This window comes from Kitasatospora sp. NPDC051164 (genome assembly GCF_044455625.1).
Classification (GTDB): domain Bacteria; phylum Actinomycetota; class Actinomycetes; order Streptomycetales; family Streptomycetaceae; genus Kitasatospora.
On sequence record NZ_JBITFB010000015.1, the window covers coordinates 72652 to 94890 of the forward strand.

The 22239-nt window shown below is 71.6% G+C and carries 17 protein-coding genes; 10 read left to right on the plus strand and 7 right to left on the minus strand.

What is annotated here, in order from left to right:
• Positions 1–74: 74 nt before the first annotated feature.
• Positions 75–1700 (minus strand): methylmalonyl-CoA mutase family protein, encoded by a 1626-nt coding sequence (locus ACIBEC_RS22940; protein WP_360495231.1) that lies wholly within the window; start codon positions 1698–1700, stop codon positions 75–77.
• A gap of 120 nt (positions 1701–1820) precedes the next feature.
• Between ACIBEC_RS22940 and ACIBEC_RS22945 the strand changes: the two genes are divergently transcribed.
• The 7 genes from ACIBEC_RS22945 (at position 1821) to ACIBEC_RS22975 (ending at position 8878) form a co-directional block, all read left to right on the plus strand.
• The gene (locus ACIBEC_RS22945) at positions 1821–2561 is read left to right on the plus strand and encodes an SDR family oxidoreductase (protein WP_360495229.1); all 741 of its coding nucleotides are present in this window, start codon (positions 1821–1823) and stop codon (positions 2559–2561) included.
• A 91-nt stretch (positions 2562–2652) separates the two neighbouring features.
• The gene (locus ACIBEC_RS22950; protein WP_360495226.1) at positions 2653–4302 is read left to right on the plus strand and encodes an alpha/beta hydrolase; all 1650 of its coding nucleotides are present in this window, start codon (positions 2653–2655) and stop codon (positions 4300–4302) included.
• A 333-nt stretch (positions 4303–4635) separates the two neighbouring features.
• A complete protein-coding gene (locus ACIBEC_RS22955; protein WP_360495223.1) occupies positions 4636–5121 on the plus strand; it encodes a 2-oxo-4-hydroxy-4-carboxy-5-ureidoimidazoline decarboxylase in 486 nt (161 codons plus the stop codon).
• 309 nt (positions 5122–5430) lie between these two features.
• Positions 5431–5811 (plus strand): succinate dehydrogenase, cytochrome b556 subunit, encoded by a 381-nt coding sequence (sdhC, locus tag ACIBEC_RS22960; RefSeq protein ID WP_189916136.1) that lies wholly within the window; start codon positions 5431–5433, stop codon positions 5809–5811.
• A gap of 8 nt (positions 5812–5819) precedes the next feature.
• The gene (gene sdhD / locus ACIBEC_RS22965; RefSeq protein ID WP_360495220.1) at positions 5820–6311 is read left to right on the plus strand and encodes a succinate dehydrogenase, hydrophobic membrane anchor protein; all 492 of its coding nucleotides are present in this window, start codon (positions 5820–5822) and stop codon (positions 6309–6311) included.
• 51 nt (positions 6312–6362) lie between these two features.
• Positions 6363–8105 carry a succinate dehydrogenase flavoprotein subunit gene (sdhA, locus tag ACIBEC_RS22970; protein ID WP_360495217.1) on the plus strand — a complete coding sequence of 581 codons (1743 nt, stop codon included), beginning with the start codon at positions 6363–6365 and terminating at the stop codon, positions 8103–8105.
• A complete protein-coding gene (locus ACIBEC_RS22975) occupies positions 8105–8878 on the plus strand; it encodes a succinate dehydrogenase iron-sulfur subunit (protein WP_360495214.1) in 774 nt (257 codons plus the stop codon). Before sdhA ends, ACIBEC_RS22975 begins: the two co-directional genes overlap by 1 nt.
• A gap of 65 nt (positions 8879–8943) precedes the next feature.
• On the opposite strand, the gene ACIBEC_RS22980 is transcribed toward ACIBEC_RS22975, so the two are convergent.
• Positions 8944–10239, minus strand: coding sequence for a hypothetical protein (locus tag ACIBEC_RS22980; protein WP_360495211.1), 1296 nt, complete (start codon positions 10237–10239; stop codon positions 8944–8946).
• A gap of 92 nt (positions 10240–10331) precedes the next feature.
• Positions 10332–10589: an SCO4848 family membrane protein gene (locus tag ACIBEC_RS22985; RefSeq protein ID WP_030059128.1), complete on the minus strand. Its 258-nt coding sequence runs from the start codon at positions 10587–10589 to the stop codon at positions 10332–10334.
• 141 nt (positions 10590–10730) lie between these two features.
• Here ACIBEC_RS22985 and ACIBEC_RS22990 point away from each other — a divergent pair, with 141 nt between their 5' ends.
• Positions 10731–11936 carry a D-alanyl-D-alanine carboxypeptidase family protein gene (locus ACIBEC_RS22990; protein WP_396288737.1) on the plus strand — a complete coding sequence of 402 codons (1206 nt, stop codon included), beginning with the start codon at positions 10731–10733 and terminating at the stop codon, positions 11934–11936.
• A gap of 27 nt (positions 11937–11963) precedes the next feature.
• Here the strand turns inward: ACIBEC_RS22990 and ACIBEC_RS22995 are convergent, their stop codons facing one another.
• Entirely contained in the window at positions 11964–12989 is a 1026-nt protein-coding gene (locus ACIBEC_RS22995; protein WP_360495208.1) for a YihY/virulence factor BrkB family protein, read from the minus strand.
• 67 nt (positions 12990–13056) lie between these two features.
• Positions 13057–14055: a glycosyltransferase family 2 protein gene (locus tag ACIBEC_RS23000; protein WP_396288739.1), complete on the minus strand. Its 999-nt coding sequence runs from the start codon at positions 14053–14055 to the stop codon at positions 13057–13059.
• 134 nt (positions 14056–14189) lie between these two features.
• Here ACIBEC_RS23000 and ACIBEC_RS23005 point away from each other — a divergent pair, with 134 nt between their 5' ends.
• The gene (locus ACIBEC_RS23005) at positions 14190–17762 is read left to right on the plus strand and encodes a CDP-glycerol glycerophosphotransferase family protein (RefSeq protein ID WP_360495205.1); all 3573 of its coding nucleotides are present in this window, start codon (positions 14190–14192) and stop codon (positions 17760–17762) included.
• A 217-nt stretch (positions 17763–17979) separates the two neighbouring features.
• A complete protein-coding gene (locus tag ACIBEC_RS23010) occupies positions 17980–20490 on the plus strand; it encodes a CDP-glycerol glycerophosphotransferase family protein (RefSeq protein ID WP_360495202.1) in 2511 nt (836 codons plus the stop codon).
• Positions 20491–20567: 77 nt separating this feature from the next.
• On the opposite strand, the gene ACIBEC_RS23015 is transcribed toward ACIBEC_RS23010, so the two are convergent.
• Positions 20568–21056 (minus strand): 2'-5' RNA ligase family protein, encoded by a 489-nt coding sequence (locus ACIBEC_RS23015; protein ID WP_360495199.1) that lies wholly within the window; start codon positions 21054–21056, stop codon positions 20568–20570.
• Positions 21057–21172: 116 nt separating this feature from the next.
• Entirely contained in the window at positions 21173–22213 is a 1041-nt protein-coding gene (gene trpS / locus ACIBEC_RS23020; protein WP_360495196.1) for a tryptophan--tRNA ligase, read from the minus strand.
• Positions 22214–22239: the final 26 nt, after the last annotated feature.

The following is a 22239-nucleotide window of genomic DNA, read 5'->3' on the forward strand; positions in this document are numbered from 1 at the left end:
TGGTCACGGCCGCCACGTCCTGAACGGCGACCGGCCGTTGACGGCCGTTCAGGCGAATCCCGGAACCGCGGATCTCAGAAGCGCTCCACCGGGGCGTACGTCCCCCACACCTCGCGCAGCGCGTCGCACACCTCGCCGACGGTGGCCCGGGCGGCCAGCGCCTCCTTCATCGGGTACAGCACGTTGTCCGGCCCCTCGGCGGTGCGGCGCAGCGCGTCCAGGGCCCGGGTGACGGCGCCGGCGGAGCGGTCGGCCCGCAGCCGGGCCAGCCGGCCGGCCTGCTGCCGTTCGATCGCCGGGTCCACCCGCAGCGGCTGGTACGGCTCCTCCGTGTCCATCCGGAAGCGGTTGACGCCGACCACGGTCCGCTCGCCGGAGTCGGTCTCCTGCTGGACGCGGTAGGCGGTGCGTTCGATCTCGCCCTTCTGGAAGCCCTGCTCGATCGCGGCCACTGCACCGCCCCGGTCCTCGATCCGGGCCATCAGCGCCAGCGCGGCGGCCTCCACCTCGTCGGTGAGCGACTCGACGGCGTACGACCCGGCGAACGGGTCGACGGTGGCGGTCACGTCACTCTCGTGGGCGAGCACCTGCTGGGTGCGCAGGGCGAGTCGGGCGGCCTTCTCGGTGGGCAGCGCGATCGCCTCGTCGTAGCTGTTCGTGTGCAGCGACTGGGTGCCGCCGAGCACCGCGGCGAGCGCCTGCACGGTGACCCGGGCCAGGTTGACCTCTGGTTGCTGGGCGGTGAGCTGCACCCCGGCGGTCTGGGTGTGGAAGCGCAGCATCTGCGAGCGCGGGTCCTGCGCGCCGAACTCCTCGCGCATGACTCTGGCCCACATCCGGCGCGCGGCACGGAACTTGGCCACTTCCTCCAGAAGGGTCGTCCGGGCCACGAAGAAGAACGAGAGCCGGGGCGCGAAGTCGTCCACGGCCATCCCGGCGGCGATCGCGGTCCGGACGTAGGCGATGCCGTTGGCCAGGGTGAAGGCGATCTCCTGCGCGGGGTCGGCCCCGGCCTCGGCCATGTGGTAGCCGGAGATGGAGATGGTGTTCCAGCGCGGGATCTCGGCCCGGCAGTACCGGAACACGTCGGCGACCAGCCGCAGCGAGGGCTGTGGCGGGAAGATGTACGTGCCGCGGGCGATGTACTCCTTCAGCACGTCGTTCTGGACGGTGCCGGTGAGCGCCGACGGCGCCACGCCCTGGGCCTCGCCCACCAGTCGGTAGAGGAGCAGGAGCAGGGCGGCGGGCGCGTTGATGGTCATCGAGGTGGAGACCTCGCCGAGCGGGATGCCGTCGAACAGCACCGCCATGTCCTCGACGCTGTCCACCGCCACGCCCACCTTGCCGACCTCCCCGGCCGCGAGCGGGGCGTCCGAGTCGTAGCCCATCTGGGTGGGCAGGTCGAAGGCTACCGACAGGCCGGTGCCGCCGCCCGCGATCAGCTGCCGGTAGCGGGCGTTGGACTCGGCGGCGGTGCCGAAGCCCGCGTACTGGCGCATCGTCCAGGGCCGGCCGGTGTACATGGTCGGGTAGACGCCCCGGGTGTACGGGTACTCCCCGGGGCGGCCCAGGCGGGTCGCGGGGTCCCAGCCGGCCAGTGCCTCGGGGCCGTACAGCGGCTCGATCGGGAGGCCTGATTCGGAAAGCCGGGCTGGTTCCGGGGCGCGGCCCGACTCGGCGCGGCGCGGATCGGCTGCCATGGGTCCCTCCAGGGGATCGGCGGGCACGGGTCCTCGCAATGTAGGACGCGGGCGGTCGGCCGGGGCGCCGACGCGGTTGAGATGATCGGGTGAACGACCGATGAGCCCCAGGGAGTGGCAATGACCGAGCAGAAGGTGGCCGTGGTCACCGGTGCCAGCAGTGGAATCGGCGCGGCGACCGCCCGCCGGCTGGCGGCCGAGGGCTTCGACGTGGTGGTGACCGCCCGCCGCACCGAGCGGATCGAGGCGCTGGCCAAGGAGATCGGCGGCCGGGCGTACCCGCTGGACGTCACCGACCGGGCCGCCGTGGACGCCTTCGCGGCCGAGGTCGGCCGGGTGGACGTCCTGGTGAACAACGCCGGCGGCGCGATCGGCGCCGAGACCGTCGAGCACGGCGACCCGGCCGACTGGCGGGCCATGTACGAGGTGAACGTGCTCGGCGTGCTGCACATGACGCAGGCGCTGCTGCCGGCCCTGCGGGCCACCGGCGACGGCACGGTGCTGGTGCTCTCCTCGACCGCCGCGCTGACCGCGTACGAGGGCGGCGGCGGGTACGTCGCCGCCAAGCACGCCGCGCACACCATCGCGGCCACGCTGCGGCTGGAGCTGTGCGGGGAGCCGATCCGGGTGATCGAGATCGCGCCCGGCATGGTGAAGTCCGAGGGCTTCGCGATCACCCGCTTCCGCGGCGACGAGGAGAAGGCGGCCGCGGTGTACGCGGGCGTGGCCGAGCCGCTGACCTCGGAGGACGTCGCGGACACCGTGGCCTGGACGGTCACCCGGCCCTCGCACGTGAACATCGACCTGCTGGTGGTCCGCCCCCGGGCGCAGGCCGCCAACCACAAGGTCCACCGGGGCTGACCGGGCCGGGCGGGCGCCCGGAGGCGACCGATCGACTCGGCGCGGGAGGGCCATGATCGAACGCGTCACCACCCAGTGGTACACACGTGCGATGAGAACCTTCCGGGCCGCCCGCCCACGAGTCCTGCTGACCGCCGTGGCGGCAGGCACCCTCCTCCTCACCACCGCCTGCGACGACACCGCCAAGCCGGCCCAGGACAAGGCCGCCGGCACCTCCGCGCCCGCCGCCGCCTCGGGCACGGCCGCCCCGGCGCCGACCGCCAAGGCCACCGGTGAGGCCGACCCGGCCCTCAAGCCCTTCTACGGCCAGCAGATCACCTGGGCGGACTGCCCGGCCGACCCCCAGGCAGAGAAGGCCAAGATCGACACCTCCGGGATGAAGTGCGGCAAGCTGCACGTCCCGCTCGACTACGCCAACCCCGCCACCGACGCGATCGACCTCGCGCTGATCAAGTACCCGGCCGCCAAGCCGGACCAGCGGATCGGCTCGCTGATGGTCAACCCGGGCGGCCCCGGCGGCTCCGGCGTCGAGATGGTCGAGTACGGCGCCAAGGACTTCGTCGGCGCCCTGCACAACCGCTTCGACGTGATCGGCTTCGACCCCCGCGGCACCGGCGGCAGCTCGCCCGTCGTCTGCTACGACGACAAGCAGCACGACGCCGTCAACCAGCTGGACGAGCCGCTGGACCCGGCCGAGCGCAAGGCCGCGCAGATCAAGCAGTCCACCGACCACGCCGCCGCCTGCCAGGCCAAGTCCGGCAAGCTGCTGCCCTTCGTCGGCACCCGCAACACCGCCCGCGACCTGGACGTGCTGCGCGGCGTCGTCGGCGACCGGAAGCTCAACTACCTGGGCATCTCTTACGGCACCTACCTCGGCGCGCTCTACGCCGAGGAGTTCCCGCAGAACACCGGCCGGCTGATCCTGGACGGCGCCGTCGACCCGGCCGAGGACAGCCTGGACCACGGCGTCGACCAGCAGGTCGGCTTCGAGAAGTCCTTCGAGCGCTTCGCCGCCGACTGCGTCGAGAACCACGCCGCCGAGTGCCCGCTCGGCAAGGACCAGAACGCGGCTGCCAAGAAGGCCGCCGACTTCCTGGACAGCCTGCACGACAGCCCGCTGACCACCAAGGACGGCCGCAAGCTCGGCCGCGACCTGGCCTGGACCGGCACCATCCAGATGCTCTACGGCGACGAGAAGACCTCCTGGCAGTACCTGCGGGCGGGCCTGGGCATGGCGATGACGATGAAGCGCGGGGACCTGCTGCTGGCCTTCGCCGACGAGTACGACGGCCGCGACGAGAAGGGCCACTACAGCCCCATGGAGGAGGCCAACGCCGCGATCGGCTGCGCCGACACCGCCCGCCCCGCGCCCACCCCCGAACACGCCAGGGCCGCGGTGGACCGGCTGCTCGCCGAGGCGCCGCTGCTGTCCAAGGGCGTCACGGTGGACGACTACAGCGAGCCCGGCTGCGCCTACTGGCCGTTCAAGACCCAGGAGAAGCCGCACACCGTCCGGGCCGAGGGCAGCGCCCCGATCCTGGTGGTCGGCTCCACCGGGGACCCGGCCACCCCGTACGCCTCGGCCGAGTCCCTGGCCAAGGGATTCGCCAACGCCACCCTGCTCACCCGGGTCGGCGAGGGCCACGGCGCCTTCGGCAAGGGCAACACCTGCATCGACCGGGCCATGGAGGCCTACCTGACCGAGGGCACCATGCCGGCCGCGGGGACCCGCTGCACCTGAGCCCGCACCTGAGCCTGCACCTGGCCCGGGCGGCCCGGCAGGCCGTGCGATTAGCAGATGAACGCGGGGAGGGCGCTGACGCGAAGGTGTCAACGTCACAACTTGATAGCTCGTCCGGATGAATTCGGCGTGCGCCCTCCCCAACTGATGACGCCTCAACTACCTTTGAGACGCTGCCCCACCGGCGCCGAGCGCCTCTCCGCAGCCCCATACTTCATCTGCTTCACCACCCCTGCTTCACCGGCACCTTCCCGCCCTCACGAGGAGGACCCGCTGGCCAGCGACATCCCGTCACAGCGGCTCGACGTCAGAACAGAGCCGACCCTCCTCGGGTTGCACCGCTTCAACGAGGCCGACGCCGGCGCCGCCGAGGAGGCCCTCCTGGCCTGCTGCGGCAGCCACCGCTGGGCCCTGCGGCTCACCGCACACCGGCCGTACCCCGACATAGAGTCCCTGCTGGCCGCCGCCAGCGAGGCCTCCTACGACCTCCGCCCGGCCGACCTCGCCGAGGCGCTGGCGGACGAGAGCTGGATGCCGCAGCCGCTGCTCGGCATGCGGGCTCCCGGCAGCCAGGCCGCGCACACCGCGCTGCGGGCGGCGCACGCCGCGTACGAGGCCCGGTTCGGCCACGTCTTCGTGGTCTGCCTGGAGAGCGTCGCCCCGGAGGAGATGCTCGACACCGTGCTCTCCTCCATCCGCATCCGACTGGCCAACGACCCGGACGAGGAGCGGCTGATCGCGGCGGACGAGCTCCGCCGGATCGCCCTGACCCGGCTGGAACACCTGGTCGCCACCCATTCGGAGGCCGGAGCGCACTGAGCCGTCCCCCGCCCGCCGCACATCCGGGGGGCAAAACCGCCCGTACGGGTGAATTGCGAATGAAGCCTGACCGTCGCGCCCCGCACCCTCATGTGCGGGGCGCGACCATGTCGTCACTAGGAGTGGCGAACTCCGCCCCGGTTCCCGCCCCACTAGGCCAGAAGTGCCTGATTGATCACACCTGGGGCCCCCGGAGGCGGCACGGGAGAAGGCGTCGATAGGATGCTCGCGGCCGGTGGACCGTACCCGGCCGGGCTGACCGACACCGAAGCCGGCCGAGCCCCCAATCCGCTTCCGGAGGGTTTTTCCGTGCCGGCTGGAACGCTGTACCGCGGCCGGGAAGGCATGTGGAGCTGGGTGGCTCATCGAGTCACCGGCGTCCTCATCTTCTTCTTCCTGTTCGCCCACGTCCTGGACACCGCCCTCGTGCGAGTGTCGCCGGAGTCCTACGACACCGTCATTCAGACGTACAAGACTCCCCTCGTGAACCTGATGGAGTACGGCCTGGTGGCCGCCATCCTGTTCCACGCCCTGAACGGCCTGCGCGTCGTCGCGGTCGACTTCTGGTCCAAGGGCCCGAAGTACCAGAAGCAGATGCTCTGGACCGTGGTCGGAGTCTGGGTGCTCCTGATGGCCGGCTCCTTCTACGGGATCCTGCAGCACACGCTGATCTCCTGGTTCGGGAAGTGAGCTGACACATGTCCACGGAAATCTCCGACGCCATCGTCGTCCCCTCCAAGCAGGCGCACACCGGCAAGGGCCTCGGCACCGGCAACCCCGCCGACGCCTTCGTCATCGAGCCGCCGCGCCAGCGGACGAAGAAGACCCCGCGCCGCACCCGCACCAACTTCGAGATGCTGGCCTGGCTCTTCATGCGCCTGTCCGGTGTCGTCCTGGTCGCCCTGATCCTCGGCCACCTGATCATCATGCTGATGCTCGACGGTGGCGTCTCCAAGATCGGCTTCGCCTTCGTGGCCGGCCGCTGGGCCTCGCCGTTCTGGCAGGGCTGGGACCTCCTGATGCTCTGGCTCGCCATGCTGCACGGCGCCAACGGCATGCGTCAGGTCATCAACGACTACGCCGAGAAGGACTCGACCCGGCTCTGGCTCAAGGGACTCATGGGTACCGCCACGGTCTTCACCGTGCTGCTGGGCACCCTGGTGATCTTCACCTTCGACCCCAACATCTGAGCCGCGAGCACCATCGACCATCGGCAGAGGCCAGAGGCGAGTTAACCCCCCATGCAGATTCACCAGTACGACACCGTCATCGTCGGCGCCGGCGGCGCCGGCATGCGCGCGGCCATCGAGTCCACGCAGCGCAGCCGCACCGCCGTCCTGACCAAGCTCTACCCGACCCGGTCCCACACCGGCGCGGCCCAGGGCGGCATGTGCGCCGCCCTCGCCAACGTCGAAGAGGACAACTGGGAGTGGCACACCTTCGACACGGTCAAGGGCGGTGACTACCTGGTCGACCAGGACGCCGCCGAGATCATGTGCAAGGAGGCCATCGACGCCGTCCTCGACCTGGAGAAGATGGGCCTGCCCTTCTCCCGCACCGAGCAGGGCCGCATCGACCAGCGCCGCTTCGGCGGTCACTCCCGCAACCACGGCGAGGCCCCGGTCCGCCGCTCGTGCTACGCGGCCGACCGCACCGGCCACATGATCCTCCAGACGCTGTTCCAGAACTGCGTCAAGCACGGCGTCGAGTTCTTCAACGAGTTCTACGTCCTCGACCTGCTGATCAACGAGGGCAGGACGGCCGGCGTCGTCGCCTACGAGCTGGCCACCGGCGAGATCCACGTCTTCCAGGCCAAGTCGGTCGTGTTCGCCTCCGGCGGCACCGGCAAGTTCTTCAAGGTCTCCTCCAACGCCCACACCCTCACCGGTGACGGCCAGGCCCTGGTGTACCGCCGCGGCCTGCCGCTGGAGGACATGGAGTTCTTCCAGTTCCACCCGACGGGCATCTGGCGCATGGGCATCCTGCTCACCGAGGGCGCCCGCGGCGAGGGCGGCATCCTGCGCAACAAGGACGGCGAGCGCTTCATGGAGCGCTACGCCCCCGTCATGAAGGACCTCGCGTCCCGTGACGTCTGCTCCCGCGCGATCTACACCGAGATCCGCGAAGGCCGCGGCTGCGGTCCGGACGGCGACCACGTCTACCTGGACCTCACCCACCTGCCGCCGGAGCAGCTCGACGCCAAGCTCCCGGACATCACCGAGTTCGCGCGCACCTACCTCGGCATCGAGCCCTACACGGACCCGATCCCGATCCAGCCCACCGCGCACTACGCCATGGGCGGCATCCCGACCAACGTCGAGGGTGAGGTCCTGCGCAACAACACCGACGTCGTCCCCGGCCTGTACGCGGCCGGCGAGGTCGCCTGCGTGTCCGTGCACGGCGCCAACCGCCTGGGCACCAACTCGCTGCTGGACATCAACGTGTTCGGCAAGCGCGCGGGCATCGCCGCCGCCGACTACGCGCAGACCGTGGACTACACCGAGCTGCCCGAGAACCCGGCCGAGAAGGTCCAGGCCCTGGTCGACGGCCTCCGCGAGTCCACCGGCACCGAGTCCGTCGCGCAGATCCGCAAGGAGCTGCAGGAGACCATGGACGCCAACGCCATGGTCTACCGCACCGGCGCCACCCTGAAGCAGGCCGTCGAGGACATCGCCGCACTGCGCGAGCGCTACAAGCACGTCGCCATCCAGGACAAGGGCTTCCGCTACAACACGGACCTGCTGGAGGCCGTCGAGCTGGGCAACCTGCTCGACCTGGCCGAGGTGCTCGCCGTCTCCGCGCTCGCCCGCGAGGAGTCCCGCGGCGGCCACTACCGCGAGGACTTCCCGACCCGTGACGACGTGAAGTTCATGCAGCACACCATGGCGTACCAGGAGGTGGCCGCCGACGGCACCACCTCCATCCGCCTCGACTACAAGCCGGTCGTCACGACCCGCTACCAGCCGATGGAGCGTAAGTACTGATGAGCACTCCGACTGTGGAGAAGCACTCGGCCGCTCTGGACGCGGTCGAGGCGGGCGGTGTCCAGCTGATCACCGTCACCTTCCGGATCCGCCGGTTCAACCCGGAGGAACACCCGGACCCGGTGTGGGTCGACTACCAGCTCACCATGGACCCGAAGGAGCGCGTCCTGGACGCGCTCAACAAGATCAAGTGGGAGCAGGACGGCACCCTCACCTACCGCCGTTCCTGCGCGCACGGCATCTGCGGCTCCGACGCCATGCGGATCAACGGCCGCAACCGGCTCGCGTGCAAGACCCTGATCAAGGACGTCGACCCGGAGAAGCCGATCACGATCGAGGCCATCAAGGGCCTCACGGTCCTCAAGGACCTCGTCGTGGACATGGACCCGTTCTTCCAGGCGTACAAGGACGTCATGCCGTTCCTCATCACCAAGGGGAACGAGCCGACCCGCGAGCGCCTGCAGTCCGCCGAGGACCGCGAGCGCTTCGACGACACCACCAAGTGCATCCTGTGCGCCGCGTGCACGTCGTCCTGCCCCGTGTTCTGGAACGACGGCCAGTACTTCGGCCCGGCCGCCATCGTCAACGCGCACCGCTTCATCTTCGACTCGCGCGACGAGGGTGCCGAGCAGCGCCTGGAGATCCTCAACGACCGCGAAGGCGTGTGGCGTTGCCGCACCACCTTCAACTGCTCCGAGGCCTGCCCGCGCGGCATCGAGGTCACCAAGGCGATCCAGGAAGTGAAGCGGGCGCTGGTCACCCGCCGCTTCTGACCCCCGCCTGAAACCGCGAAGGCCCCCGCCCGATCCCCGGATCGGACGGGGGCCTTCGCGTTCCCCTAACGCAGCGCGCCGAGGTCGGTCGGCGCGGCCCAGCCGCCGAAGGTCACCAGGTGCCGGTCGGCCGTGACGGCCCACAGGTCCGGCTTGCCGTCCCCGTCACCGTCGCCCGAGCTACCGAGCGTCGGGTAGGCGGCGGCAGTGAAACCGGTGGCCACCACGTTCGCCGACGGGTCGGCGAGGGCGGAGAAGTCGAAGGTGCCGTCGGCCTTCTTCGGGACGGGGTAGGCATGCAGCTCACCGGTGGCCCGGTCACGCGCCCAGAGCGCGAGGTCGCCGGCCGCGTCCGGGCCGGGGGCGATCAGGTCGTAGCCATTCCAGGTGCCGGTGGTGGTGAGCTTGCGGGCCTGCTGGTAGCCGAAGGCGAAGTCGCCCCCCGCGTGCAGCCAGAGGTTGCCGTTCTCCAGGGTCAGCAGCGACGGCCCGAAGTCCTCGCCGGTCGGGCCGAACGCGACCAGCTGGTCCGCCTTCGACCAGTCGCGAGCATAGTCGGCGGGGCAGGCCACGACCGTCCCGGTGCCGTCCACGCACTCGGTCGACCGCTCGGCGCCGGACCACATCTGGCCGAACGAGCCGTAGTCGAGGTTCCGGTACAGGTAGAGGTAGCCCTGGCCGGGCTTGTGGACGAAGAAGTCGTCCGCGGACGGCGCGTGGTCGGTCCAGCCCCGGTGCGCCACCTGGTACGAGGCCCAGCTGGTGCGATCGGGCGCGATGGCCGCACGGACCGTCGAAGCGGGCGTGGTGTCGGAGGCGTTCACGCCGATGTACTGCAGGTTGCCCTGAGCGTCCGGCAGCAGGATGTCCGCGACACCGTCCCCGTCGACGTCACCGAGGGTCGTCGGCGGGTAGGGGTTCGAGGGGGCGGAGAAGGTGAAGTCCGCCCGGCCGGTGTTGCCCGCGCGGTCCGTCACCTCGACGTTGAGGGTGTTGGTGCCCCAGTTCAGGATCGTGAGGTTCACGGTGACCGTGCCGTCGGCGTCCGGACGGACGGACCCCGGCGCGTCGCAGCCGGAGGAGACCCCGAGGTAGCCCCAGCCGTACCGGACGCACGCAACCCCGGAGGCCGTCCCGCCGGGCGGGGCCGGGTCGGCCGTCCTGAGGACGAAGGTCGCCTTCTGCCCCGCGTACTTGGCGGCGGGGCCGCCCGCCGGGAAGTCGGGCGAGGAGACCGTGACCGTCGGGCTCGTGGTGTCCGGCGCGGTGTCGGCCACTGCCGCCGTCGGCGTGGCGAGCAGGCCCGCCGCCACGGTCGCCGCGGCCAGCCCCCCGAGCCTGCGCGGATATGCGTGCTTCATCAGGATTCCCCACCCTTGTCTGCGGATCTGTTCGATACGTGCACGAGCGGTGGCGATCCTGCCAGCGGGGACTGACAGCGGCAACGGGGATTTCAGTCGGTGGCCGGGGTGCGGCGGGTGGCGCGGAGGCCGCGGAGGCCGATGGTGCCGACGGCGATGCCGAGGGCGAAGGAGGTGACGGCGAGGAGGAGGTGGACCCAGAAGAAGGCGGTGGGCTGGGAGTGGTCGCCGTTGGTGAAGGCCTGGCCGCCGGAGTCCTTCCACAGGTTCTTGACGAAGGTGGTCCAGATGATGATCGACCATACCCCGAAGGCGGTCAGGAACCAGGAGGTGCGGCGGCTGAGCTTCATGGGTGGTCCTCGACGGGGGTGTGAAGGTGGTGTGCGTCCCCAGTATGCGCGGGCCGCCGATCGGCGTACGGCGGGCCCCTCCTGCGGAGGACGGGCCCGGAGTGGCGGACGCCCGGGGTCGGGAATGGGTACGGTCTGCTGGTGCCCACACCCCCTCACACGTTCGCGCGTCTGTGCGCCGCGGTCACCGCGGCCCTCCCGGTCCTGCTCGTCGCCCCGGTGGCGGTCGCGGCCCCGCAGCAGCCGCCACCGTCGGCCGCGGTCGGCGGCGAGCGGCTGGGGAACCCCGGGGTGCAGGTCGCCCCGCTGGCGGGCGCCCCCGCGCTGCCGGGCGACCTCACCGGCCAGTCCTGGATAGTCTCCGACGCGACGTCAGGCGAGGTGCTGGCGTCCTACAATCCGCACCTCAAGCTGCCTCCGGCGAGCACCCTGAAGATCCTCTTCGCGGACACCGTGCTGCCCAAGTTCGACCGCAACGCGGTGCACAAGGTCGCCGACGAGGAGATCCAGGGGATCGGCGCCGGCAGCAGCCTGGTCGGCATCAAGGAGAACCTGGAGTACCGGGTCGAGGACCTGTGGCGCGGGGTGTTCCTGAGTTCGGGCAACGACGCCGTGCACGTCCTGTCGCACATGAACGGCGGCGTCCAGCAGACCGTCGCGGAGATGCAGGCGCGCGCCGAGGCGCTGCAGGCGAAGGACACCAGGGTGGTCTCCCCGGACGGTTACGACATGGACGGCCAGGTCTCCTCGGCGTACGACCTGTCGCTGTTCGCCCGGGCCGGCCTGCGCAACGCGGACTTCCGGAGCTACTGCGCCACCCGGGACGCGATGTTCCCGGGCGCCGTGGACAAGAACACCGGCCAGCGCGGCAGCTTCGGGATCGCCAACACCGACCGGCTGCTGGGCAAGTACCCGGGGCTGATCGGGGTGAAGAACGGCACCACCACCAACGCCGGCTCGACCTTCGTCGGGGCGGCCGAGCGTGACGGGCGCACCCTGCTGGTGACGGTGATGCACCCGGCGAGCTACCAGAAGGTGTACGACGAGACGGCCGCCCTGCTGGACTGGGGCTTCGCCGCGGCGGGCAAGGTCCAGCCGGTCGGCAAGCTGGTCGACGAGGTCCCGCCGGGTGGCGCCGAGCCGACGGGCCAGGCCGGCGGCACGGCCGGTGCGCCCGCGCCGCCGCCGCACCCCTCCCCCGCCGCCACCGGGCCCGCCACCGCGGGCGCGCCCGCGGCTGCCGGGGATGACGGGCTCGGCCTCGTCGGCTGGTCGGCCGTCGTGCCGGCCGGGGTCGGGGTCGGGTACGGCGCGCTGGTCCTGCGGCGGCGCCGCTCCGCCGGCTGACCGCCCGTCGAGCGAGCGGGCCCGGTCTCAGTCCTGGGACCGGGCCTTGCCGTTCTCGGCGTGCGCCTTGCCGTTCTCGGCGTGCGCCTTGCCGTGCTCCGCTTGTGCCTCGGCCTTCTCCGGGCGCGCCGCGGCCTTCTCGGCCTGCGCCTCCGCCTCGTCGGCGGCCTCCAGCAGGGCCCGTCCGTGCGCCCTGGTCCGTTCCCGGGCGGCGGCCGGGTCGGCCATCGCGGTCCAGGCGACGCAGTACATCAGCAGCCGGCAGACGAAGTTGATCCACAGCAGCAGCGCGACCGGCGTGGCGAAGGCCCCGTACAGGCTCCGCCCGGCGACCGAGCCCAGGTAGGAGGCGAGCAGGAGCTTCAGTAGTTCGAAGCCGACCGCGCCGATCAGCGCGCCCTGCAGGAGGTCCCGGCGGCGCTGGCCGGTGATTCCGGGGAACGGCGCCAGCAGGTAGGCGAACAGGAGGGTGTCGCACCCTATGGCGATCAGGACGCCGACGCCGGTCAGCAGGTAGCCGCTGCCCAGGCCGATCGCGCCGGCGATCCGCCCGGCCAGGGTCGTCCCGGCGGCGGAGGCGGCGAGGGAGAACAGCGACACCAGGCCGAGGCCGCCCAGCACCACGACGTCCCAGGCCTTGCGCAGCACCGGGTTGCTTTCCTCGTCGGGGAGCTGCCACAGGTCCCGGATCGAGGTGCGCATGGTGTCCACCCAGCCGAGGCCGGAGACCAGCAGCAGCGCCCCGCCGACCACCCCGACCGCGCCCGCGCTGGCCACCAGGGACGGCAGGTTGAGCGCGTCCGAGAGGCCCGGCAGCTGGTCGGAGATGCGGGTCTGCAGGTCGTGCACCCGGCTGTCGCTGAGCGTCGCGACGGCGACCGCCAGGCCCACGGTGAGCAGCGGGAAGAGGGCCAGGAAGCCGAAGAAGGTCACGGCGCCGGCCAGCCGGTTGCCGCGGGCGGCGGAGAAGTACTCGTACACCCGGTACGGGCGGCTGCGCAGCACCCGGGCGACGAGCGGGCCGATGGCCGGAAGGCGAGTCAGGAAGTCCACCCGACCGGTTATACCGGCCCGTCCCCCGAATGGCCCTCAGGCGCGGGACCGAATCCGGCGGACCTGCCTACCGCTTGACGAGGCGGCGGGCCTTCGCCACCGCGCGGACGGCCTGGTAGGCGCCGTAGCGGCCGTGGCTGAGGAGCTCGGTGCGTACGCCGTCCACGCCGGCCGGCGGGCGGTAGCCGGCGGGGCGCAGCCGGGTGCAGTGCGCGGCGGCGCGGCGGAAGTACTCGCGGCGGTCGCCGGGCGGGACCCGGCCGGGCTTGGAGACCACGGTGTTGAGGTGGTGCAGCATCCGGCCGTAGACGACCGGGCGCCAGTGGTCCAGGTCGGGGCGGCGGTCGAGGAAGGCGAAGACCAGGTCGTACTGGGCGAAGACGTCGAAGTGCTTGCGGCTCGCGGTGGCCAGGATGTTGCCGCCCTCCTGGCGCTGGCGGTAGTGCACGCCGATCCGGTCGAGGAGGGTGATCCGGCTCGCGGCGAGCAGCGCCGGGTACGTCCAGGGGGTGTCCTCGTAGTAGCCGGCGGGGAAGACCAGCTGCTGCTCGGTGATGAAGTCGCGGCGGTAGGCCTTGTTCCAGACGACCTGGAGGAGGTCGAGCAGGTCGGGGCGGGCGGCGAGGTCGAAGACGTCCGGGGAGGCGGCGCCGAAGACGTGGGCGGAGGCGGCCCGGGTGATCCGGCCGTCGACGTAGGTGCGGGCGTAGTCGTAGACGAGGACGTCCGGGTCGCCGGTGGCGGCGAGCCGCTCGTCGATGGCCTCGAGCAGGCCGGGGGTGAGGGTGTCGTCGCTGTCGAGGAAGATCACGTAGTCCCCGCCGGCGACGTCCAGGCCGGCGTTGCGGGCCCGGCCGAGGCCGACGTTCTCCGGCAGGTGCAGCACCCGGACCCGGGGGTCGGCGGCGGCGGCCTCGTCCAGCATCGTGCCGCAGGCGTCCGGGGAGCGGTCGTCCACCGCGATCAGTTCGAGGTCCGGGCCGTCCTGGCCGAGCACCGAGTCGAGGCACTCGGCGAGGTAGTCCTGGACCTTGTACACGGGGACGACGACGCTGAAGCGGGGCACGGGCCCAGCGTAGTGGCCCCCGGGGAGGGCCCTGGCCCAGAGGTAGGATCGGGTCGCACGTACGCACCGATCAAAGTGCGGTCAGGCCCCCACCGGGCTGCCACGCTCCTTCCCCAGAAAGGCCTGCGTAGCCGATGGCTCCCCGCCTCTCCATCGTCGTTCCGATCTACAACGTCGAGCGTTATCTCGTCGAGTGCCTCGACTCGATCGCCGCCCAGACCTTCACGGACTTCGAGTGCGTCATGGTCGACGACGGTTCGAAGGACGACAGCGCGGCGCTCGCCGAGGCGTACGCGGCCAAGGACTCGCGCTTCCGGCTGGTCCGCCAGGTGAACAAGGGCCTCGGCGCGGCCCGCAACACCGGCATCCGGCACATCGACCCGGACTCCGAGTTCCTGTGCTTCGTGGACAGTGACGACTCGATGCCGCCGAGCGCGTACGAGCTGATGATCAACACGCTGGAGGAGACCGGCTCGGACTTCTGCACCGGCAACGTGCTGCGCTTCCGCGCCGTGGGCTACTACCAGTCCGGCGGCCACGTGAAGCCGTTCAAGGAGACCAAGCTCAAGACCCACATCACCGAGGTCCCGGCGCTGGTCACCGACCGCACCGCGTGGAACAAGGTGTACCGGCGCTCCTTCTTCGACGCCGCGGGCATCCTGTACCCCGAGGGCATCCTGTACGAGGACGCCCCGGTCAGCGTCCCGCACCACTACCTGGCCAAGAGCGTGGACGTGCTCTCCGAGCCGATCTACCACTGGCGCGAGCGCGAGGTCGGCGAGATGTCGATCACGCAGATGCGCACCAACCCGAAGGGCCTGATCGACCGCGTGGCCTCGGTCGAGCTGGTCCGCGAGTGGCTGAAGAAGCAGACCGAGCCGCGCTTCGCCCAGTACCTGCGCTCCTACGACGAGAACACCCTCGTCGAGGAGATCCCGATGTTCTTCTGGTCCGTCGTGGACGGCGACAAGGAGTACCGGGACGCCTACGTGCAGAACGTCAGCCGGCTGCTCCGGGCGATCGGCCCCGAGCAGGTCCGCAAGCTGCGCGCGCCGCTGCGGCTGAAGTTCCACCTGACCCTGGCGGGCCGGGTGGACGAGCTGGTCGAGCAGATCAAGTACGAGGGCGAGAGCGGCGGCGGTGTCCAGGCCCGCGGTCTGCTGCGCCCGTACGCCGACTACCCGTTCCTGCGCGGCGGGCGCAAGAGCGTGCCGTCCGGCGTGCTCAAGCTGGACAACTCGCTGGTCATGCGCAGCCGGCTGTACGAGAGCGCCTGGGTGGGCGGGAAGCTGCAGCTGACCGGGCACGCGTACCCGGAGCAGCTGGGCGCGGCCAACAAGCACGACATGGTCCGCACCCTGGTGCTGCGCGAGACCAAGGGCCGCCGGGTGATCGCGGTGCCGATGAAGACCACGTACAGCCCCGAGGCCACCGCGAGCTGCAACCACGACCTGTACAGCTGCGACTGGTCCGGCTTCTCCGTCTCCCTCGACCCGAAGAAGCTCAAGCACCGCGGCCAGTGGAAGGACGGGCACTGGCGCTTCCTGGTGGCCGGCGCGGGCAAGGGCGGGGTGTACAAGGGCCGGATCTCGGCCGGCTGGAGCGACACCGCGCAGTACATCCCCTCGCACTGGGTCGAGCCGGACGTGCGGATCATGCCGTGGGTCCGGGACAGCTTCGTCTACCTGCGGGTCGAGACGGTGAAGGCCCGGGTGACCGGCCTGGTCGCGCACGCCGGCCGGGTGGAGGTCTCGGGCGCGGCCCGCTCCGGCCCGAGCTTCGCCGGGGCCCGGCTGCAGCTCACCCACGTCGAGTCGGACCGTGCCCTGGACGTCCCGCTGGAGCTGGACGCGCCGGTCGGCTCGCTGCAGCCCTTCACCGCGTCCTTCCAGGTCGCCGAGCTGACCGCCGTCCGCGAGGCCTGGGCCGAGCTGGACCCGGTGGCCGCCGAGCGCGCCCGCGACCGCTGGGACACCGCGCTGCTGCTGGCCGACGGCAGCGTCGTCCGGCTGGTCTGGGACGAGCGCAACGCGCCCGAGCAGCTGCACCTGCCGCTGAACCCGCAAGCCCCGGCCGGTCTGCGCCGGGCGCTGTACTCCAAGCCCTCTCCCAGCGGCTACCTGCAGTTCTCCGACCAGCTGCTGCAGCCGCTGGTGGACGAGGTGTCCTCGCGCGGCGCCGACGGCTTCCTGCTCAGCGGCTCGTTCCCGCTGCCCGGCGCGCACCTCTGGGAGCTGGTGGTCCGGCACAACTGGCGCGAGGAGGAGCACGTCTACCCGGTGGAGATCTCGGAGGGCCGGTTCCGCACCGCGCTGCCCGCCGTGCCGACGGCCTCGTTCGCCGGCCGGGTGCCGTTCGCCAAGGGCACCTGGGACGTCTACTTCCGCCAGGTCGGCGCGCCGGTCGAGAAGCTGACCGACGCCTCCGCGCAGGTCACCCCGGTCTGCTTCGCCGCCCTGCCGCTGGAGGTGGAGTCCCGCGGCAAGCGCATCGTGCTGGAGCGCCGCCACCACGACGGTCTGTCGCTGGAGGCGCACGCGGCGCTGCTGCCCGAGGAGCGGTCCGGCTACCGCCAGCGCCAGCTGCGCAGCGTCGACTACCCGGCCGCCCGTCGGCTGCCGGTGCGCGACACGGTGCTGTACAACGCCGGCAACGGCAGCATGTACGCCGACTCGCCGCGGGCGGTCCACGAGGAGCTGGTCCGCCGCGGTCTGGCGCTGGAGCACCTGTGGGGCAGCGACGACATGCAGGTCGAGCTGCCGCAGAGCGCGTCGGCGGTCCGGCTGTGGAGCCCGGAGTGGTTCGAGGCGCTGGCCACCGCCAAGTACATCGTCACCAGCACCCACCTGCCCGACTTCTTCGTCCGCCGCCCCGGCCAGGTCGTTCTGCAGACCTGGCAGGGCAGCCCGCTGAAGCAGGTCGGCTTCGACTTCGAGAAGGTCTGGTTCACCGACTCCAACTACCTCAAGTCCCTGGCCCGGGAGGTTCCGAACTGGAGCCTGCTGGTGGCCGGCAGCAGCTGGGCGGCCCCGGTGCTGCGGCGCGCCTTCGACTTCAAGGGCGAGATCCTGGAGAGCGGTGCGCCCCGGAACGACCTGCTGTTCGCGGCCGACCGGGACAAGACCGCCGAGCAGGTCCGGGAGCGGCTCGGCCTGCCCGAGGGCAAGAAGGTCGTGCTCTACGCGCCGACCTGGCGCGAGGACCGGCGCCGGCCGCAGGGCGGCTACCAGATCGACCTGCGGATCGACCTGGAGGCGGCGAAGGCCGCGCTCGGCGACGACCAGGTGCTGCTGGTGCGCCGGCACAACGTGATGTGCGGGCAGATCCCGGGCGCCGGCAACGGCTACATCTGGGACGTCGGCAGCTACCCCGACATGGCGGAGCTGCTGCTGATCGCCGACGTGCTGGTGACGGACTACTCGTCGAGCGTGTTCGACTTCGCGTCGACCGGCAAGCCGATGTTCTTCTTCACCCACGACCTGGAGCACTACCGGGACAACCTGCGCGGATTCAGCCTGGACTTCGAGGCGGAGGCGCCCGGCCCGCTGCTGGCCACCTCCGAGGAGCTGGTCTCCGCGCTCGGCCGGGTGGACGAGGTCGCGGCCGAGTTCGCGGACAAGGCCGCCGCGTTCCGTGAGGCGTACTGCGACCTGGACGACGGCAAGGCCGCCGCCCGGGTGGTCGACGCGATGCTCCGCAAGGAGTAGTCACCGCGAACGGTCCGAGAGGCGCCCGACACCACCGGTGTCGGGCGCCTCCGCATTTCCCGGAGCCCATATTCGACATTTCCTCGAACCCCTGAATCATTTCCGCACCCATGTTCCAGGAAATGAATTCTCCGGGCAATTCGAAAAAGCGTGCAGTTGACCTTGGTGCCATTTCTGGATGGGATATGAATTTCCATTCCGAAGGGCCCCCATTGCCATGCCTGTGCTCACACGGCTCGTCCTGCCGCACGCCGCTCCCCGTGTGACCACCGCCCGCCCCGCGGACGACGAGGACGTGGTGTTCGGGCTGCTGCGCGCCCGCTGGCACGGCCGCGGCCTGGAGCTCACCGGATTCGCCCGCCCCCAGGGACTGGACACCGGCCGCCCCGGCTCCGCCTGGACCTGGCTGACCCTGCGCCACGAGGACCAGGCCGAGCCCCCGCTGCACCTGCGCTCCACGCCCCGCAGGCTGCCCGAGATCACCGACGACAGCGCCCAGCCCGAGTACAACCACGACTGGTCCGGCTTCACCGCGCTGCTGGCGCCCGGCCGACTGCGCCGCGAGGGCCGGTGGCTCCTCGGCGACTGGCAGATCGACACCACCCTCTTCACCCGCCCCCGCGCCGCCCGGGTGCGCCGCCAGTACGGCGCCCTCGCCCCGCACTGGTGCGGCTCCGGCGAATACCCGCCGGCCCGCTGGGTGGACCGCGACGTCCGCCTCCAGCCCTACTTCGAGGACGGCCGGCTACGGCTGCGGCTGGAGCGCCCGGCCGTACGGATCACCCGGGCCGCCCGCACCGCCGTCGACCTCGACCTGGGCGGCATCGCCGACTCCTGCCCCTCCGGCACCGTGCTGCGGCTGCGCCACCGGCAGAGCGACGCGGTGATCGAGCAGCCGCTCACCCGCGGCGGGAACACCTTCACCACCCGCCTGCCGTACCGGCCGTTCACCGCCGCAGGGCGCGGCAGCGGCGAACCGGAGCACTGGGACGCCGAACTGCTGCGGCCCGACGGCGGCACCGAACAGCTCTGCCTCGACGAGCGCGGCGGCCCGGTGGCCGGCCAGCACCCGCTGCCCGACGCCCCCGGCCGCGTGCTCTACCTCAAGCACCTCGCCGACGGCCGCCTCCAGGTCTGCGTCCAGCCCGCGGTCGGCCTGGTCGACCGGATCGCGGTACGGGCCGACGGCTTCGAACTGTGCGGCCACTGCCCGGACCCGGCCGCGGACCGACTGGAACTGGTGCTGCGGCACTCCGGCACCGCGAGCGAGGTCCGCACCCCGGTCGAGACCGGCCCGGACGGCCGCTTCCTGGCCCGGGTGCCCGCCACCCGCACCGGCTCGGACGGCGCCGCGCTGCCGCTGCGCAAGGGCATCTGGGAGGCCGCGCTGGAGCCCGCCGACGGCTCCGGCCCGGGCCGCCCGCTGCTCGCCGCCCCCGCCGCGCTGCCCGCCGTCCCCGCCGCCGCCACGGCCGGCGGCAAGCGGATCCTGCTGCAGCGCCGCTGGCACGACACCCTCCTGGTGGACTCCACCCCGGTGCTCGGCGCCGCCGAGCGCAGCGCCTGGACGCAGCACCGCCAGCGCGCCGAGCACTACCCGGCCGCCCGGCGCGAACCGCTGCGCGAGGCGGTGCTGTACGACGTGTTCGGCGGCCGCGGCTACGCCGACTCCCCGCGCGCGGTGCACGCCGAACTCGTGCGCCGCAGCACGCCGTTGGAGCACCTGTGGGTGGTCGACGACGCACAGGCCGAGGTGCCGACCGGGATCACGCCGGTGCGGATCTGGAGCCCGGAGTGGTACCGGGCGCTGGCCACCTGCCGCTACCTGGTCGGCAACACGCACTTCCCGGACTTCCTGGAGCGCCGCCCCGGCCAGGTCGTCGTGCAGACCTGGCACGGCTCGCTGCTGAAGCGGATCGCCCACGACGTCGAGAACCCCTGGCTGGCCGACCACGGCTACCTGGAGGCGCTCGACCGGGAGACCCCGCAGTGGAGCCTGCTGCTCTCCCCCAGCCCGTTCGCCACCCCGATCCTGCGGCGCGCCTTCCGCTACCGGGGCGAGGTGCTGGAGTCCGGCTACCCGCGCAACGACATGCTCGCCCGCCCGGACGGACGGATCGCCGCGGCCGTCCGCCGCCGGCTCGGCGTCCCCGACGGCAAGCGGATCGTGCTGTACGCGCCGACCTGGCGCGAGGACCAGCGGCGCGGCGACGGCGACGGCTTCCGGCTCGACCTGCGGCTGGACCTCGACCACGCCCGGCGGCTGCTCGGCAAGGACCACGTGCTGCTGGTCCGTCCGCACACGCACGTGCGCGAACCCCTCCCGGGCGCGGGCGACGGCTTCCGGTACGACTGCGGGGACTACCCCGACCCGCAGGAACTGCTGCTGGTCGCGGACGTCCTGGTGACCGACTACTCGTCGATCATGTTCGACTTCGCGATCACCGGCCGCCCGATGTACTTCTTCACCTACGACCTGGAGCACTACCGCGACACCCTGCGTGGCTTCTACTTCGACTTCGAGTCGAACGCCCCGGGCCCGCTGGTGGCGACCTCCGCCGAACTGCTCGGCGCGCTGCGCGAACTCGCCGACAGCGGCGCCGGGTTACCGCCCGGCTGCGTCGAGCGCTACCGGCGCTTCCAGGCCGAGCACTGCGCACTGGACGACGGCGGCGCGGCCCGCCGGGTGGTCGACCGGATGCTCGCACCGCGGTCGGGCGAGAGATAGCCCGGCGCCGGTCGCGGGCCCCGGCCCAGCAGGTCGGTCGTGGACCCCGGCCCAGGAGGTCGGTCGTGGACCCCGACTCAGGAGAAGGAGTAGCTCCGCCAGGGCCGCCAGACCTCGTCAGCGTCGAACCGGGAGAGGCCGAAGCCCGGCACCGGGAACGACGCCCGGAAACCGCGCGCCTGCTCGTACGCCCGGTCCAGCACGTCGTCCGGCAGGCCGTGGGCGACCGTCACGTGCGGGTGGTACGGGAAGGCCAGCTCGCGGGCCAGTGGGCCGGAGCGGATGTCCGCCTCCAGCAGCCGGCACTCCTGCGCGCCCTCCTCGACCCGGACGTACACCACCGGGGAGACCGGGCGGAAGGTCCCGCCGCCGCGCAGCAGCATCCGGAACGGCCGGTGCGCGGCCGCCACCGCCGCCAGGTGCTCCTCGATCTTCGGCAGCAGCTCGGCCGGCACCTCGGTCGGCGGCAGCAGGGTGACGTGCGTCGGTATCGACCGGGCCAGCGGATCGCCGTGCCCGGCCCGGGCGTCCTGGATCGCCACGCCGTACGGATCCGGGACGCTCACGGACACGCCGATGGTGACGACCTCCCCGCCCTGGGCCGAAGAGCGCGCCGAATCCGGGCGCTCGGAGGCGAAGGGCGAGTCACGGTCGTCACCACCGGGCAGGCGTGTGACGGGAGTCACCGCTTGGCGGCCGGGAGGAAGCCGATCCGGTCGTACACCGTCTCCAGCGTCACCGACGCCACCTCGCGGGCCTTCTCGGCACCGATCGCCAGCACCCGGTCCAGCTCGGCCGGGTCGTCCAGGAAGGTGCGGGTGCGCTCCTGGAAGGGGGTGACCCACTCGGTGAACAGCTCGGCCAGCTCGGTCTTCAGGGCGCCGTACATCTTGCCCTCGAAGTGCGCGACCAGCTGGTCGACCGACTGGCCGCTGAGCGCGGAGTGGATGCGCAGCAGGTTGGAGACGCCCGGCTTCTCCTCCTCGTCGTAGGACACGACGGTGCCGGTGTCGGTGACGGCGCTCTTGATCTTCTTGGCGCTGGCCTTCGGGTCGTCCAGCAGGCCCACCAGGCCCTTGGGCGAGGAGGCCGACTTGCTCATCTTGACGGCCGGGTCCTGGAGGTCCTGGATCTTCGCCGTCTCCTTGAGGATGTACGGCTTCGGCACGGTGAAGGTCGGGCTGTAGCGGGTGTTGAAGCGCTCGGCGATGTCGCGGGTGATCTCGACGTGCTGGCGCTGGTCCTCGCCGACCGGGACGGCGTCCGCCTGGTAGAGCAGGATGTCCGCGATCTGGAGGATCGGGTAGGTGAACAGGCCGACCGTGGTGCTCTCGGAGCCGTACCGGGAGGACTTGTCCTTGAACTGGGTCATCCGCGAGGCCTCGCCGAAGCCGGTGAGGCAGTTCATCACCCAGGCGAGCTGCGCGTGTTCGGGCACGTGCGACTGGACGAAGAGCGTGCAGTGGTCCGGGTCCAGGCCCGCGCCGAGCAGCTGGGCGGCGGAGACCCGGGTGTTCTCGCGCAGCGTCGCCGGGTCCTGCGGCACCGTGATCGCGTGCAGGTCGACGACCATGTAGAAGGCGTCGTTGTCCTTCTGCAGGTCGACCCACTGGCGCACCGCGCCGAGGTAGTTGCCGAGGTGGAACGAGCCGGAGGTGGGCTGGATGCCGGAGAGTACCCGGGGACGGCCCTTGACCGGACCGGTGACCGCTGCGTTGACCATGCGGGCCATTGTTCCAGTTCCACCGG

Coding starts and splice junctions, on each gene's coding strand:
- sdhA (WP_360495217.1), top strand. CDS start 6,363: ATGCAGATTCACCAGTACGACACCGTCATCGTCGGCGCCGGCGGCGCC.
- ACIBEC_RS22945 (WP_360495229.1), top strand. CDS start 1,821: ATGACCGAGCAGAAGGTGGCCGTGGTCACCGGTGCCAGCAGTGGAATC.
- ACIBEC_RS23005 (WP_360495205.1), top strand. CDS start 14,190: ATGGCTCCCCGCCTCTCCATCGTCGTTCCGATCTACAACGTCGAGCGT.
- ACIBEC_RS22950 (WP_360495226.1), top strand. CDS start 2,653: ATGAGAACCTTCCGGGCCGCCCGCCCACGAGTCCTGCTGACCGCCGTG.
- ACIBEC_RS22975 (WP_360495214.1), top strand. CDS start 8,105: ATGAGCACTCCGACTGTGGAGAAGCACTCGGCCGCTCTGGACGCGGTC.
- sdhD (WP_360495220.1), top strand. CDS start 5,820: ATGTCCACGGAAATCTCCGACGCCATCGTCGTCCCCTCCAAGCAGGCG.
- ACIBEC_RS22985 (WP_030059128.1), bottom strand. CDS start 10,589: ATGAAGCTCAGCCGCCGCACCTCCTGGTTCCTGACCGCCTTCGGGGTA.
- ACIBEC_RS22980 (WP_360495211.1), bottom strand. CDS start 10,239: ATGAAGCACGCATATCCGCGCAGGCTCGGGGGGCTGGCCGCGGCGACC.
- trpS (WP_360495196.1), bottom strand. CDS start 22,213: ATGGTCAACGCAGCGGTCACCGGTCCGGTCAAGGGCCGTCCCCGGGTA.
- ACIBEC_RS23010 (WP_360495202.1), top strand. CDS start 17,980: ATGCCTGTGCTCACACGGCTCGTCCTGCCGCACGCCGCTCCCCGTGTG.
- ACIBEC_RS22940 (WP_360495231.1), bottom strand. CDS start 1,700: ATGGCAGCCGATCCGCGCCGCGCCGAGTCGGGCCGCGCCCCGGAACCA.